This is a genomic window from Microbacterium sp. NPDC096154, from assembly GCF_040302945.1.
Classification (GTDB): Bacteria; Actinomycetota; Actinomycetes; order Actinomycetales; family Microbacteriaceae; genus Microbacterium.
Window position 1 is genome coordinate 45158 of the sequence record NZ_JBEOSM010000005.1, and the last position, 14778, is coordinate 59935.

The following is a 14778-nucleotide window of genomic DNA, read 5'->3' on the forward strand; positions in this document are numbered from 1 at the left end:
TGGAGCTGCTCACGCGTCGAGCGAGGCCACTCCGTTACGGCGCGACGCCAGGACCAGCGCCGCACCGGCGGCGATGATCAGCATCCCGAACGGGAAGAGCGAGCCGAGGTCGGCGCCCGTGGCCGCGAGGCTGCGCGCCGCGACGACCTGGAAGGTGTCGTCCACGGAGCCCGAGAGCTCGCCCACCAGCTCGACCGTGTGCTGACCGATCTCGTCCGTCGCCAGGATCTCCCACTCGTAGGTGACGACGCCGTTCTCGTCGGCGACGTCGGTGCCCACGACGCGAGGCGTCGAGTACATCGTCGCCTCGACCGTCTCACCCGGCTCGAAGCCGTAGCCGTAGGCGATCTGCGTCTCGCCCGCACGACGCACGTCGTACTCGAGCTCCATCGAGATCGGCTCGCCGATCGTGATGGCGTCCTCGGCGGAGTTGCCGTTGTCGTCGCGACCGGTCACCTTCGCCGGGCCGGGCTCGGTGTCGCCCGGGATCGGGTACGCGGTGTCGGGCGGGCAGTTGCCGTTCTCGTCCGTGGTGACGACGATGGGCGTGCCGATGACGTTGCCCTCGGAGTCGACGACCGTGATGGTCACGTCCGTGTTGGCCGGCCAGTCGGCGCACTCGATCGGGAGCTCCTCGCCCGGGTCGACCGGGTCCTTGCCGTCGATCGTCGGCGGCGTGGTCACGCCCCCGTCAGCGTCGGTGTCCGTGCCCGCGTCGGTGTCGGTGCCGGCGTCCGTGTCCGTGCCCGCATCGGTGTCCGTGCCGGCGTCCGTGTCCGTGCCCGCATCGGTGTCGGTGCCGGCGTCCGTGTCCGTGCCGGCGTCCGTACCCGGGTCGGTGGGCTCGGGCGTCGGCTCGACCGGCGCCTCGGCCAGCGCGCGCACCGACGACGACGCGAGCGACAGGTCGACGAGGCCCGCCTGCGACGGCAGCACCTTCAGGTTGAGGGCGGCGATGCTGATCGCCTCACCCGTCGTCGCATCCGCAGCGGCGTTCGTGTACTCCACACCGTCGATGGCGAACGTGGCCGGCTGGTAGTTGACGGTCAGCGCCACGACCTGCGACAGGGCCTCGAACACCGGGCTCAGCTGCGCGAGCAGCGGCTGCAGGACGTCGTTCAGCGTCGTCTCGAGCTGACCGGTCAGTCCGTCGAGCAGCGGCGAGACCACCGTGCCGAGCAGCGGGTTCAGCAGGTCGGTCACGGCCGGCAGCACCAGGTCGGTCAGACCGGTCAGGTCCAGGCCGGCGGCCGTCAGGCTGGGAACCGTGATCGCATCGGCCGGGATGGTGCCGGCGAGGATGTCCGCCCCGTCCAGGTGCACCTCGACCTGGCCGTTCGCCACCGAGCCGGTCAGCGCGGTGCTGACGTCGATCGGCAGCGTGATGTCGATCGTCACCGCGTCCGTCAGCGACGCGAGCCCGTCGGAGACGCGCGTCGTGATCTTGCCGAGCGCGTTGGAGAGCGCGTTGGTGATCTGCGTGAGCTGCTCGCTCTGCAGCACCTGCGTGTTGGCGGGGAGGCCGTTGAGGCTGCCGCCCTCGTAGAGCTTGTCGACGCTCACGAGGATCTCGCCGGTCGCGAGGTCGATCGAGAGCACGCCGTTGTCATCCTGGATCGGAGTCAGCAGCAGGTCCTGCAGCAGGGCGTCGACGCCCTCCGTGAGGCCGCCGACCTCGATCGCCGAGTCCTGACCGCCCACGGTCACGCTCGCCAGTCCGAGCAGGTTGAGGTCGAGCGCCTCGACGAGCTCGGGGACGAGGCCGTTGACGATCTGCTCGTCCACGACGCCGACAGTCTGCGTCAGCTGCGTGTCGAGCGTCGCGACGAGGTTCGCCACGAGCGGGCTGTCGAGCACGAGGTCGACGCCGGCGAGCGCGTAGTCGCGCTGGGCGATGCTGCCCTCGTTCAGCTCGGCCGCCGAAGCGACCGCGCCGATCTCCAGCGCCAGCGCGTCGACAAGGCCGGTGGTGTCGACGCCCACGCCCGCGAGAAGCGAGGTGAGGTCGACCGTGGCGAAGTCGTCGCTGCTGCCACGGACGGTGTCGAGGTCGACGGAGCCGTCGGCGCCCACCGTGCCCGAGTGCGCGACGGCGTGCGTGCCGGGCGCCTCGGTCAGCGAATAGGCGTTGAGCGCCCCGACGTTGCCGAGCTCAAGCAGTCCACCGGCGCCAGGCAGGCTGGCCAGCGGAAGGTTGATGCCCGAACCGAGGTCGAGGTTGAGCAGGCCGAGCGCGTCCACGTTGAGCGGCGTGGTCACCTCGCCACCCTCGGGGTAGGCCGTGTAGGCCTCGGACACCGTGAGCGGCTGGTTGAGCGCCAGGCCGCCGATGACCTGCGCGAGCGCCTCGGCGTCCGCGTCGGCCGCAGCCGACGCACCGACGTTCGCACCGGTCGCCGCGAACGCGACGCCGGAGGCGACCAGGCTCGCCGTGGCGAGAGCCGCGACGGGAGCCAGTCCCCCCTTTTCGTACCACTTGCGCATCGGGCGCTGCGCCGTGGTCTCCTCTGACTGTTCCATGAGTCTCCAACGTGATTCGAGAGCTGCGGCCCGGAGCCCCCGAAGCGCGCGAGGGCATGACCGATCCGAACCAGTATGTCGGAAGTTCGGAAAGATCGATAATCCAACATCTCAGAAGATCGCGATCGCGACACGCTGAGATCGAAGGAGGACCGCGCGCGAGTCGCTGGCGCGACCCGTGGCGCTCCGGACGCCCAGACACCACGTCGGCCTCCATCCGGGCACATGGAGGCCGACGTGGGGGACGTCAGAGGTAGTAGCCGTCGAATTCGCTGCCGTTGAGCAGCTCGTTCAAGAGACCGAACAGGCCGACCACATCGACGCTGCGCACCGTCTGGGTGGCACGGCCCGAGCCGTCGAGGGTCACCTGTCGCCACGCGGTGCGACCGTAGGTGAGCTGCACGGTAGCGCCCGGCTCGCCCGTGGCCGTCACCGTGCACGTGTTCGACGTGAGCACGCCCAGCCCGAGCAGATCCAGATCGTCACGACATGACGCACTCACGGCCAGCGGGGCCTTCACAGGGGCCGGCGGCGTCGTGGCGCTCGGCTCCGGGGCGGGGGCCGTCGCACTGGGTGCCGGAGCCGTGGGGACCGGCACCGAGGGCGCGCCGGTCGGCCCGGATGGGGTGGACGCGGAAGGGCTCGACACCGAAGGGCTCGACGCTGAAGGGGTCGACGCCGAAGGGGTCGATGGGGACGGACTCGACGACCCCGGAGCGGCGGATCCGCCCGGCGCCGCGGGCTGCGATGCATCGCCGCTGTCGCCCGAGCCCCCGCCGGCCGATCCCGGCTGGCGGGGCCCGGCGAACGCGTCAGCACCGTCGGCGCCTCCCACCGCCTCGACAGCGCTCTCGATGAACGGCAGCACATCCGGCAGCGGGATGCCGAAGATGCTGGGCTGGTCGCCCGCCGCCGACTCCTCGTCGCCGCGGTGCAGATCGACGCTGACGCGTCCGCCCTCGGCCGCCATCGGCTGCCCGACGGCAGACGGATACGCCCCCATCGCGGTGTCGGCGATCGCCGGCGAGTCATACGCCGTACTCGCGCCGCTGTCGGGGGTGGGGGCGAACGCCGAGGCGACGACCGCGATCACCGCGGCTGCCAGGCCCGCGGTCGCGATCTGGCCGCCGCGGCGCAGGCGCGTGGCGGCGGTGCGGTCGGGGTCCGCCTCGAACGTGAGCTCAGTCGAGGCCGGCAGCGCACCGGCCGCGCGCGTGGCCCCCTTGCGGACCACGGGCTCGGCGTAGATCGGCATGATGAGGTCGGCAGCCTCGTCGATCGACTTCGGCGTGACCGGCTCGGCCGCGGGCAGGTACGTGCCGCGCCGACGCGGCGCCGCGACCGCCTCGGCGGCGGCGGGCGCGTCGGTCGGGGCCGCCTCGGCGGCGGGCGCCTCGTCTGCGCTCTCGTGCTCGGTCATGTGCTCCCCAGGGTGGCATCGCCGCGTGGGCAGGCGATATCGGCCGCCAAGATATCACGATGCCGGTGTGCGTCGGCACGGAGCTCAAGGGCCGGAGAGGGCAGAAGTACCCGGCGCTCAGGCCGCGGCGATCACGGCCAGCACCGCGTCGCCGTATGCCTCGCGCTTGCGTTCGCCGATGCCCGGAATGCGCGAGAGCGCCTCGATCGACGAGGGCCGATGCTCGGCCAGCGCGCGCAGGGTCGCGTCGCCGAACACGATGTACGCCGGCACTCCCTGCTCTCGCGCCTGCTCGGAACGCCAGGAGCGCAGCGATTCGAAGAGCCCGCGATGCTCGGGCGCGAGCTGGTCGGCGACCGAGGCCCTGCGCGCCCCACTCGAGGCGCGCGCTGGCCGGCCGATGACGTCGCGCCGCAGCGGCACGGGCGTCTCACCGCGCAGGACTCCCGCGCTCGCGTCGCTGAGCCCCAGCGTGCCGTACTCGCCCTGCGCGACGAGCAGGCCCCGCGCCAGCAGCTGGCGCACGACGCTGCGCCAGTCCTGCTCCGACAGATCGGCGCCGATTCCGTACGTGGCGAGCGCCTCGTGGCCCATCCTGCGGATGCGCTCGGTCGACGCGCCGCGCAGGATGTCGATGATGTGGCTCGCACCGAACGACTGGTTGCGCTCGCGCTGGAGCCGGACGACCGTCGACAGCAGCTTCTGTGCGGGAACGAGTCCGTCCCATGTCTCGGGCGGAGTCAGGCACGTGTCGCAGTTGCCGCACGGCTCGGACTCCTGCCCGAAATAGGACAGGAGGTTCTGTCGTCGGCAGCCGACGGTCTCGCAGAGCGCGAGCATCGCGTCGAGATGCCGCCCCTGCCGCTGCTGTGTCGCCCTGTCGCCCTGCCCCTGCTGGATGAGGCGCCGCTGCTGCACGACGTCGCCCAGGCCATACGCCATCCAGGCCTGCGCGGGCTCGCCGTCGCGACCCGCACGGCCCGTCTCCTGGTAGTAGCCCTCCACCGACTTCGGGAGGTCGATGTGCGCGACGAAGCGGACGTCCGGCTTGTCGATGCCCATGCCGAAGGCGATCGTCGCCACGACCACGACGCCGTCCTCGCGCAGGAAGCGCGACTGGTGCCGGGCGCGGATCTCCGCATCGAGACCGGCGTGGTACGGGATCGCGTCGATCCCGTGGCGCACCAGGTACTCAGCCGTCTGCTCGACCGCCTTGCGACTGAGCGCGTAAACGATGCCGGCGGAGCCGTCGGGCTGGGAGCGGATGAACGAGAGCAGCTGCGCCCGCGCCTCGGTCTTCGCCTCGATGCGGTACCGGATGTTCGGGCGATCGAAGCTCGCGACGAAGTGACGGGCATCGGGGAGCCGCAGCCGCTCGGTGATCTCGCGGTGCGTCGCGGGCGTCGCCGTCGCCGTGAGCGCCAGTCGTGGAACGCCGGGGAAACGCGCCGCCAGCCCTCCGAGCGCGAGGTAGTCGGGCCGGAAGTCGTGACCCCACTGCGAGACGCAGTGCGCCTCGTCGATCGCGATCACGCTGAGCGTGCCGCGCTCCAGCAGGCGCAGTGTCGGCTCGCCGCTGAGCCGCTCGGGCGCGACGTACAGGAGGTCGAGCTCGCCCGCGACGTACGCGCGCTCGACGCGGGCGCGCTCATCCGACGTCTGGGTCGAGTTGAGATACGCCGCACGCACGCCGTTGGCCACCAGCGCGTCGACCTGATCGTGCATGAGTGCGATGAGCGGCGACACGACCAGGCCGGTGCCCTCGCGCACCAGCGCCGGGACCTGGTAGCAGACGCTCTTGCCGCCGCCGGTGGGCATCAGGACGACCGCATCTCCGCCCGCCACGACGTGCTCGACGATCTGCCGCTGGTCGCCGCGGAACGCGTCGTATCCGTACACCGTCTTCAGCGCGTCGAGCGGGGTCGCGTGCTGCGATGCACGGACGCCCACGGTCTGACCGGCTGCCGGCGCGGCCCATCCACCCGGCGACCGCGGAGCCATCCCCTCGTCGGGCGGCGGCACGTCGGCGTACGGATCGTCGAACGCGTCGGGCGGCGGGTCTGCGAAGGGATCGCCTGCGTACGGCGCGTCGTCATAGGGGACCCAGTCGCCGGGACCGCCCTGATCGGACGGGTCCGCGGGCGCCCAGGAGCCCCAGCGGGGATGGGGCTCGGGCGTGCTCGGGGTCACGTGCTCGAGTGTAGGCGGGACCTCCGACGCGTCCCCTGGGTGTGGAGCGACCGCGCGTCGGGCAGCCCTGGGGACGACGGGGCTTTCCTGTGTCGGCGGCAGACCGTAGCGTGGCTGACCGACGGATGGCAGGCGGACGGAAGGAGCTGTCATGGCGGACGTGAAGGTCACCAGGAATGATGCCGAGAGCCGCTACGAGCTGCACGTCTCGGACGAGACGCACCACGGCACGCTCGCGGGATACGCATCGTTCGAACAGGGCACGGGGCGCGTGCGCTTCACCGCCACGGAGATCGATCCGGCCTTCCGTGGGCAGGGACTCGGCGACACGCTCGCGTCCGAGGCCCTCGCCGACGTCGCCCAGCGCGGCGACACGATCATCCCCCTGTGCCCGTTCATCGCGGCGCACCTGCAGCAGAACGAGGTCGCCGGAGCGATCGTCGAATGGCCGGGTGACACGCCGCTCGACTCCGCCACGCAGGGGGAGTCTCCGGAGTGACCAGACACGACGTCGAGGCGGGTGTCGAATCCCTCCGCTCCGACAGCTGCGACGGGCCCCGTGAGCTTCTGCTGGCGCCGCGTGAGGTGCCGCTGGGCGGGGTCCGCGCGATGGCGGTGCAGCGCTCGCTGCCGCAGCGCGACCTCCCCACGGTCGGGGCATGGTGCTTCTTCGATCGCTTCGGACCCCAGGACGCCGTGATGCGTGTCGACCCGCATCCGCACATCGGCCTGCAGACCGTGACGTGGCCGCTCGTGGGCGAGGTGCGCCACCGCGACAGCCTCGACAGCGACGTGACGATCAGCCGCGGCGTGCTGAACATCATGACCTCGGGACGCGGCATCTCGCACTCCGAGTACTCGGTGGGAGACGAGCCCGCGCCGCTCGACGCGCTGCAGCTGTGGATCGCGCTGCCCGAAGCGCGCCGGCACGGCGCACCCGACTTCGAGCGCCACGGCGACCTGCCGTCCCTGACGCTGCACGCGAGCGAGGGCGCGGACGCCGCGGCGACCGTGGTCGTCGGGGAGCTGGCGGGGGCCGTCTCGCCCGCCACCGTCCACACGCCGATCGTCGGAGCGGAGGTCGTGCTGACACCGGGCTCTCGCGTGCGGATCCCGTTGCGCCCCGAATGGGAGCACGCGATCGCCGCCGTCGAGGGCGACCTGCTCGCGCACGCGGGACGCCACGGCGAGCCGACCTCGCTGGGCCCGCTCGACCTCTTCTACCTGGGCGTGAGTCGCGATCACGTCGAGGTGTCGAGCGAGAGCGGGGGGATGTTCTTCCTGCTCGGCGGCGAGCCGTTCGAGGACGACCTCGTGATGTGGTGGAACTTCGTGGGGCGCGACCATGACGAGATCGTCGCGGCCCGGGAGGAGTGGGAGGCGGGGTCGGATCGCTTCGGCCGCGTCGTGACCCACGATCCGCAGCAGCGGATCCCCGCGCCGCCCATGCCGCACGTGCGTCTCACGCCCCGCCGACGCCGGGTCTGACGCGCTGCCCTCGGCCGCCCGTCTGGGCATCGCCGCGGACCATCTCGCGGCCGATATCCTGAGACTCCAGCATGTTTGTCGCGTCTGACCGCGGCGGACGATCGCCGGTGCCGCGCACGTGTGCGGCGCGCGGCCACCGAAGGGAGACGGATGAGCGCTCACGACGGCTCCGGCGCACCGCTCTCGAGGCGAGCGCTGCGCGAGGCGGCGGCCGCCGGGGGAGAGAGCGCGGCTGAGCCCGCCGCGCAGTCGCCGTCGACCGCGTCGCCCGCGCCCGACGAAGACACCGGCCCCGCGGACTCCCCGGGCCGTCCCACCCGTCCCCGCATCACGGCCGGCCGCCCCGTCAGAGGGAGAGAGCGCACCTCGTGGGGCGAGGCGATCCAGTTCGCGTTCACGACGGTCGCGACGGCCTGGGCCGCCGCTGTCCTGATGTCGCTGGTGCTCGGGCTGGACGCGGCCGGTGTGCAGCGGACGATGACGCTCGGCGCGCTCGTCGGCGTGCAGGCACTGGCGCTCATCCTGCCGGTGGGGCGCCGTGCGGCGCGCTCGACCATGCTCGTGCTCGGCGCGCTGGCCGCCGTCGTGATCGCCGCCGCGCTCACCGCCCTCGAGCTTTCGCTGATGCTCGGCGTCTCGCCTGTGATGCCTCTGCTGATGCTCGGCCTGCTGGCAGCCGCGCTCGCCGCTCCCGCGTGGACCGCGGCCGGCGCGCTGCTGGCCGCGGCGATCCTCGCGCGCACGCCGTCACGGCGGCTGCGGATCGCGGGCGCCGTCCTGGTGGGCGTCGGCGCGCTGCTCGCGGCGGGCGGCGTCGCTCTGGATCTGACCGCGCAGGCGTCGGGCAGCGCTCTCGCGCAGGATGAGGGAGTGCGCATCCTCGTCATCCACGGCCTGGCCGTGGCGGCGATCGGCGGTGGTCTGCTGCTGCTCGGTTCCGCCCGACGGCGGTGACCGGACCGCCCCCTGCGGGGCTCGAGATCCCGCGTCGAAAAAAGTCGAGCGTGACAGGCGCCCCGGGCTTAGGCTGACCCCATCCACGTCGTTGGAGGGAGCAGCAGTGCTCGTCACCACCCACCGGATCCGTCGTCTTCTCGCGGGCGTGCTCGCCGCCGTGCTGGCGGTAGGCCTGCTGATCGCTGTGCCGGCCCTGCTCTCGCCCTCGGAGCGCGCCTCGGCCGTCGTGCCCGAGGCCGGCGGCAGCGAAGCGGTCGTGCAGATGTACATCGGCGACACGCGCACAGAGGACTACGGCATCGCGCCCCTCCCCAACGCGGTCTTCGGTCTCTTCGCGGCCCCGCCCGATGCCGACATCCGCGAGATCGACGGCTACGTGGACGCACGCGACCTCCCGCCAGGGTCGCTGCTGTTCCAGTGCCGTTCGGATGCCGATGGCGACTGCGTCTTCCGGGTGCCCATCCGGTCGGGCGACATCGTCGCGTGTCAGCAGAACCCCACGAACCCGCGTGACCGGTTCCCCGTGCCGTGCCAGCCCGGCGCCGGCGTGCCTCAGGGCACGCGACTCTGGGCGGCCGCGCTCACCTACTCGGACACCCCGCAGCTCGACGGCTTCGACTACTACGCGAACCCCTGGTGGCAGACCGCGCCCCTGCAGAACACCAATCGGGTGTCGATCCGCCATGTGTTCCAGACGCCGCAGCTCGTCGCGGGGCAGGAGTACCTCGCCGGTCGCGACTGGATCACGGACCCGGGACTGAGCACCACTCCCGCCACGCCCTCCCAGCCCAGCGGCGGATACTCCGAGTTCACTCGCCGCATCGCGTCGGGCGGCGTCACGCCGCTGTCGCGCTACAACCCCGCTTTCGCAGAGCGCTGCGGGATGAACGTCGGCCTGGTCGTGGACGTCTCCAGCTCGATCGCGACGTCGAACGCGCAGGGCCAACTGGTGGACGTCATGGACTCGTTCGTCGACGCGCTGCGCGGCACCCCGTCCTCGGTCGCCCTCATGACCTTCGGAACGGACTCGCCCGCCAACGGCTTCGGCGCGAACACGGGGCTGCAGTCGGTCGCGACCACCGCCGAGGCGGAGGCGTTCAAGGACCAGTACGAGTCGTGGCGCACCCGCGCGTGGCCGACGAACTACACCAACTGGGACCGGGGCCTCTTCGCCGCGGCCGAGGCCAACGGAGAGCCCGGCGCCTCCGACCACCTCGACCTCGTGCTGTTCCTCACCGACGGCAACCCCACCGTGTACGGACCCAACCCCCTGAACACCTTCGGGTCGCCCCGCGACCCGAACAGCGGATACACGCGCTTCCGCGAGCTCGGCACGGGCCTGGCGTCGGCCAACCTGCTCAAGTCGCAGGACACCCGCATCCTGGCGTTCGGCGTCGGATCCGGCATGGGCGACCCGTACACCGCGTACAACCTGCGCACGATCTCGGGCCAGAACGAGTACTCCGCCTCCCCCGACCCGACCGATCCGACCCAGACGTCCAACCTGCTCGAGGCCGACTTCGTTCAGACCACCGACTGGGCGGTGGCCGCGGCGGCGATGCGCGATCTCGTGCTGCAGACCTGCGCACCCACGGTCTCGGTCGTCAAGCGGGTGGTGCCCCCGGGCGGCACGGTGGCCGACGCCATCACCCCTCCGACGCAGTGGGGATTCGAGGCGACGACCGCGACGCCCGGCGTGACGCTCACGCCCGCGACCCCGCCGTACGCCCTCACCGACCCGGCCACAGGCGGCGTGTCGTTCGACGTCGCGTTCGCCGATCCCGCCGAGTCGCCCGCCGCCATCCGGATCGAAGAGGACCTCGCCTCGCAGCCGGGCTACACCCCGCTGCCGGATGAGACCGCCTGCGTCGAGCGATCGACGGGCACCGACGTCGACGTGCCCGTCACGCAGGACGGCCCGGGGGCGTTCACGGTGGGCGTGGGAGTCGAGGAGATGGTGACGTGCGTCATGTACAACCAGGCGCCGCCCGATGCCGTGCCCGCGAGCGTGCTGGTGCACAAGGAGTGGGAGGTGCACAGCACGCTAGGCGTGGCCGTCTACCCCGAGGGCGAGCAGCCGACCGGTCTGCGCGCGCAGCTCGCGCTCACCGGCCCCGGGACGACGGATGCGACAGACCAGCCGTGGAGCACCGAGCGCGGCGGGTATGACGCCGCCTCGCCGGACCCGGCACTGAGCACCGTCTCGATCGACGAGACCGTGGCGATCAGCGCGGCGCTGCCCCTGTGCACCGAGGGCGACGCCGGAATCAGGCCCGGCGGGCCCGAGGACGGAGGGGACTTCGCCGACCTGCCCGAGACGGGGCTCGCCGATCAGCCCCTCTCGCCGGGCATCAACGAGTGGACGATCCGGAACGTGGTCACGTGCGAAAGCCGCCTGACGCTGGTCAAGGACGTCGCCAACGGCCCGCTGGACACCGCCGAGGGCGAGGCGATGTGGGACCTCACCGCCTACGGACCCGGCGGCTACGAGCCCATCCCGGGGCAGCTGAGCGGCAACTCGGGCGACGCGTCCGTGACGAACGCGCTCGTCGTGCCCGATGCGACGTACCAGCTCGCCGAGAGCGTGCCGACGCCCGCACCGGACCACTACATGCACCACTACCGCCAGCAGGACATCCGGACGCGGCCGCTGCTGTTCCCGCAGTCCTCCGGGTCGTGGGCGTGCCGGGCCGGAGACGGCCGTCTGCGCGACACGTCGCTCGGCGCCGAGGGAGCGGTGATCGTGCCGCTCGGGATGTCGTACACGTGCGTCGCGATCAACTCCACGGCGCTGCTCACGGTCGACAAGGTCGTCGACGGCTCGCCGGCCGCGGATCCGTCGGAGTGGTCGTTCCGGCTGTCGGCGAACGACCCCGTGCTCATCCCGGATCCGCAGACGCACGTCTTCGCCGCGAGCGAGGAGCAGAGCCTCGTGCCCGAGCAGCAGTACGCGCTCGAGGAGATCGAGATCCCCGAGGGCTACGCCCTGGACGACATGACGTGCAGCTCGGCCGGCGACCCGGTCGCGGGGTTCCCCGGCGACTTCGCCCTGCTGACGGGCGCGATCGCCGAGTGCGTGGCGTCGAATGCCAGCGTTCCGCCGTCGCCGACCCCGACCCCGACGCCCGACCCGACCCCGACGCCCGACCCGACGCCTACGCCCGACCCGACCCCGACGCCCGACCCGACCCCGACCGACTCGCCGGCGCCGACGCCGTCTGACACCGGCGACCCCGGAATTCCGGACGATCCGGACGACACGGCCGCGCCCGGCCCGACCGGCGACCTGCCTGCCACGGGCGGCACGCTGCCCGTGGCCGCGGGCATCGCGGCGATCCTCGCGATCCTGCTGGGCACGGCCCTGCTCCGCCTGCGCGGCCGCCGCAGCTGACGCGCCCTCAGCAGCCCGTCTCGGGAGCAGCGGCGCAGCGGTCAGCGGGCCGTCGCAGCGGTCAGCGCATGAGCCGGCGCGCATGCGGCACAGAACCTGGCAGTCGCACCATCCGTCCGCACGGTGACGAGCGGCTCGCGGCGCGAGATGGCCTCGCCGCACGCGTCGCAGACACGGCGCCGCAGCACGGTCAGGCCGAGACCCATCAGGATCAACGCGAAGGCGACGGCCAGCAGCGCGCCACCCGCCATCTGCATGCCCGTGGCCGCCAGCGGCGGCGCCTCCCCCGGCACCGCGACCGTGTCACCGGCCATCCGCACATCCGTCAGGAAGCTCAGGACGGTGGACGGAGCACCCGCCGCCGCCTGCTCGGCGAGTGCGACGTCGACCGAGAAGCCGAGGGTCACCCCCACCTCCTCCCCGCGGCCGACCTGCACCTCGGCGATCGTCGCGCCGCCGGTCTGCCGTTCGAGGAGCGCCGCGAAGGTCTCCGATCCGGTCACCCCGCCGACATCCCAGAACAGGGTCACGGCGTCCGCCAGCTCGGGATTGCGCGAGGCCTCAGGGCGCAGCCGGTCGAGTTCGAGGGCCACCGTCATGACCGCGTCGGACGGACCCGCGTTGCCGATGCGCAGCGTGCGCTCGACGCGGTCGCCCGGTGCGGCCACGCGATCGCCGACGAAGGTCGCCTCAGCCGTCGCGTAGCCGCGCCCGCGCCAGTCGAGGTGCACGGCCGGACCGCCCCACTCGGCCACGATCGCGTCGTCGAGGTGCACATCCGGCCCGGTGGGCGGCGTCGCGGGGCCGGGCTCGGCCGCGATCGCGCCCGTCACGGGCGAGGCGGACCCCTCCGCAGCCGCACGCCCGGACACGGTCGCAGAGGGCAGGCTCTGCACCGGCGCGGCGGGGGCGGCGGCATCCGGATCGGCGGGCTGGGCGTTGAGCCCGGCCCAGAGCAGACCGCCTCCCAGGAGCACGCACAGAGCCAGCGCCCAGGCGAAAGCCCGACCGCTGCGCGAGAGTCGATCGTCGCCAGCCAGCACGATCGTGTGATCTCCCACGACGACGCGACGCTCGCTCATGTGCGGCCGTCCTCTCCGGTGTCTTCCGCCCTATCGCGCGCCGCACGCTCGGCCGACGCGGCACCGACCGCCGCTCGCCCGCTCGCCTGTGCGGCAGCGAGGTCGAGCTCGCGCTCGCGCACCGCCACCTCCCGCTCGCGCAGAGCGAGCTCGCGCAGCCGGAGGGCGTCGTCCGACGCCAAGGCCGCGGTCGCGCCGCCGGGCACCGTCACCACACGGGTGCGGCGGGGCCGGAGCTGGTCCCACAGCAGCCACGCCACGACAGCCACGCCGGCCGCGATGAGCAGCAGCGTCGCGTTCTGCGCCGCCCACTGGCGTGCCCAGCCGACCTGCGGCACCCCGTAGAGGAACACGCCCCTCACCTGCTCCGGCGACACCGGAGGGTCGGCAGCGCTGTTCGCGTCGCCCTGCGTGATCAGACGGCAGGCCGTGCCGTCGTCGAAGGTGCCGATGGTCTTCCCCACGACGCGATGTGTGATCAGGGAGGGGTCATCCGGCTCCGGCAGATAGGTCACGATATCGCCCACGCCGATACCGCCGCACACCTCGTCGATCGCGATCCCGCGGACGACCACCACGTCGCCCGGACGCAGCGCGGGTTCCATCGAGCCCGTCAGCACGGTCAGGCTCTGGCCGCCGGTCAGGCGCGGCACGATCAGCAGCGCCACGACCACCATCGTGAGCACCGTGCCGACGGCGACCGTCAGCGCGTAGGCCAGTACGCGCCACGGCGCATCGATCGGGCGCGGGCGCGGGCGGACGCGGACCGTGTTCATACGTGGTCTTCCTCGGCTCGCCGAGCAGGGCGAGGGCGGGTGTCAGGCGGGTGGATGGCTCCGGTGCGGCCGGCGGCGTGGGGGCCGCCGGCCGCGTCGGAGAAGGGACGGAGCCGGACCGCGCTCAGAACTGGGCGCCGGTGTCCCGCACCTGGTCCAGCTGCAGCACGATGCCGTTGAGCACGTCGGCAGTGAGCGCGTCCTGACGAGTGCCCGTCGCGGCCGTCGTCTGGTCGTCGTACACGCCGTCGCCGTCCGCGTCGACCTTGCCCGCATCGCCGGCGGTCGCGTCGAAGGCGCCGTACACGACGACGGTGAAGTCCTCCGTCGTGTTGGCCATCGCGTACACGGGGGTCGTGTCCTCGGCATCATCGAGGCCGGCGTCCTGTCCCGTCACGGGCGCCGCGAGGTAGAGCAGGTCGGCCGTCGCGGCGGTGGGCAGCGCGGTCTCGGGAATGAGCAGCGCGCCGTCCTGGTAGATCTCGTACGTGTAGGTCATCGACCCGTTGCCGTAGGTGTTGCCGTCCAGGCCCGCGATCGACAGCTTGCCGACGAGGTTGTCGCCCTCGAGCGTGACGTCGGCCGAGAACGAGGCGGCGACCTTGTCGCCCGGCACGATGCGCCAGTCGGCGATCGAGGCGATCGCGTGCCCGAGCTGCGAGCCGTCGGTGCCGGTGACCGTGGCGGTGGCGTCGGCGCGGTCGGCCGACACGTCCCAGAACGTCGTGTCGGCGACCTGCACGAGGTTGAGGTCGCCGGCCGTGATCGTGCCGCCCTGGAAGGCGTCGTTCGCCGACCACAGCGCGAACGTGCCGCCGCCTGCCAGCAGGGCGACGCCGGCGAGGCCGGCGCCGAGCAGCAGCGGGCCCTTGCGGCTGCGCCGCTCCTCCGTGACGACGATGGTCGGGGAGTTGTTCTCCATCTTTCTTCTCCTTGGTGCGTGCCCTGTGCGGG

General features: G+C 72.5%; 10 protein-coding genes. 4 read left to right on the forward strand and 6 right to left on the reverse strand.

Features of this window, described 5'->3' with window-relative positions; translation table 11 throughout:
* Window positions 1-9 precede the first annotated feature (9 nt).
* The 3 genes from ABTW64_RS08490 to recQ all read right to left on the reverse strand — a co-directional run bounded on the left by ABTW64_RS08490 (window position 10) and on the right by recQ (window position 6130).
* Window positions 10-2520, reverse strand: coding sequence for a choice-of-anchor G family protein (locus ABTW64_RS08490; RefSeq protein ID WP_350621275.1), 2511 nt, complete (start codon window positions 2518-2520; stop codon window positions 10-12).
* A 247-nt stretch (window positions 2521-2767) separates the two neighbouring features.
* Window positions 2768-3940 (reverse strand): hypothetical protein, encoded by a 1173-nt coding sequence (locus tag ABTW64_RS08495; RefSeq protein ID WP_350621277.1) that lies wholly within the window; start codon window positions 3938-3940, stop codon window positions 2768-2770.
* Window positions 3941-4057: 117 nt separating this feature from the next.
* On the reverse strand, window positions 4058-6130 hold the full coding sequence (gene recQ / locus ABTW64_RS08500) for a DNA helicase RecQ (protein WP_502892314.1): 2073 nt from the start codon (window positions 6128-6130) through the stop codon (window positions 4058-4060).
* A gap of 151 nt (window positions 6131-6281) precedes the next feature.
* Here recQ and ABTW64_RS08505 point away from each other — a divergent pair, with 151 nt between their 5' ends.
* The 4 genes from ABTW64_RS08505 to ABTW64_RS08520 all read left to right on the forward strand — a co-directional run bounded on the left by ABTW64_RS08505 (window position 6282) and on the right by ABTW64_RS08520 (window position 11966).
* Window positions 6282-6629, forward strand: coding sequence for a GNAT family N-acetyltransferase (locus ABTW64_RS08505; RefSeq protein WP_350621279.1), 348 nt, complete (start codon window positions 6282-6284; stop codon window positions 6627-6629).
* Entirely contained in the window at window positions 6626-7618 is a 993-nt protein-coding gene (locus ABTW64_RS08510) for a pirin family protein (protein ID WP_350621281.1), read from the forward strand. The genes ABTW64_RS08505 and ABTW64_RS08510 overlap by 4 nt, the downstream gene beginning before the upstream one ends.
* Before the next feature lie 150 nt (window positions 7619-7768).
* Window positions 7769-8572 (forward strand): hypothetical protein, encoded by an 804-nt coding sequence (locus tag ABTW64_RS08515; RefSeq protein ID WP_350621283.1) that lies wholly within the window; start codon window positions 7769-7771, stop codon window positions 8570-8572.
* A gap of 106 nt (window positions 8573-8678) precedes the next feature.
* Complete coding sequence (locus tag ABTW64_RS08520) at window positions 8679-11966, forward strand: hypothetical protein (RefSeq protein WP_350621285.1); 3288 nt, start codon at window positions 8679-8681, stop codon at window positions 11964-11966.
* 41 nt (window positions 11967-12007) lie between these two features.
* On the opposite strand, the gene ABTW64_RS08525 is transcribed toward ABTW64_RS08520, so the two are convergent.
* The 3 genes from ABTW64_RS08525 to ABTW64_RS08535 form a co-directional block, all read right to left on the reverse strand.
* Window positions 12008-13048 carry a hypothetical protein gene (locus ABTW64_RS08525; RefSeq protein ID WP_350621287.1) on the reverse strand — a complete coding sequence of 347 codons (1041 nt, stop codon included), beginning with the start codon at window positions 13046-13048 and terminating at the stop codon, window positions 12008-12010.
* On the reverse strand, window positions 13045-13824 hold the full coding sequence (locus ABTW64_RS08530; protein ID WP_350621289.1) for a signal peptidase I: 780 nt from the start codon (window positions 13822-13824) through the stop codon (window positions 13045-13047). The genes ABTW64_RS08525 and ABTW64_RS08530 overlap by 4 nt, the downstream gene beginning before the upstream one ends.
* 124 nt (window positions 13825-13948) lie before the next feature.
* A complete protein-coding gene (locus ABTW64_RS08535; RefSeq protein ID WP_350621291.1) occupies window positions 13949-14746 on the reverse strand; it encodes an alternate-type signal peptide domain-containing protein in 798 nt (265 codons plus the stop codon).
* Window positions 14747-14778: the final 32 nt, after the last annotated feature.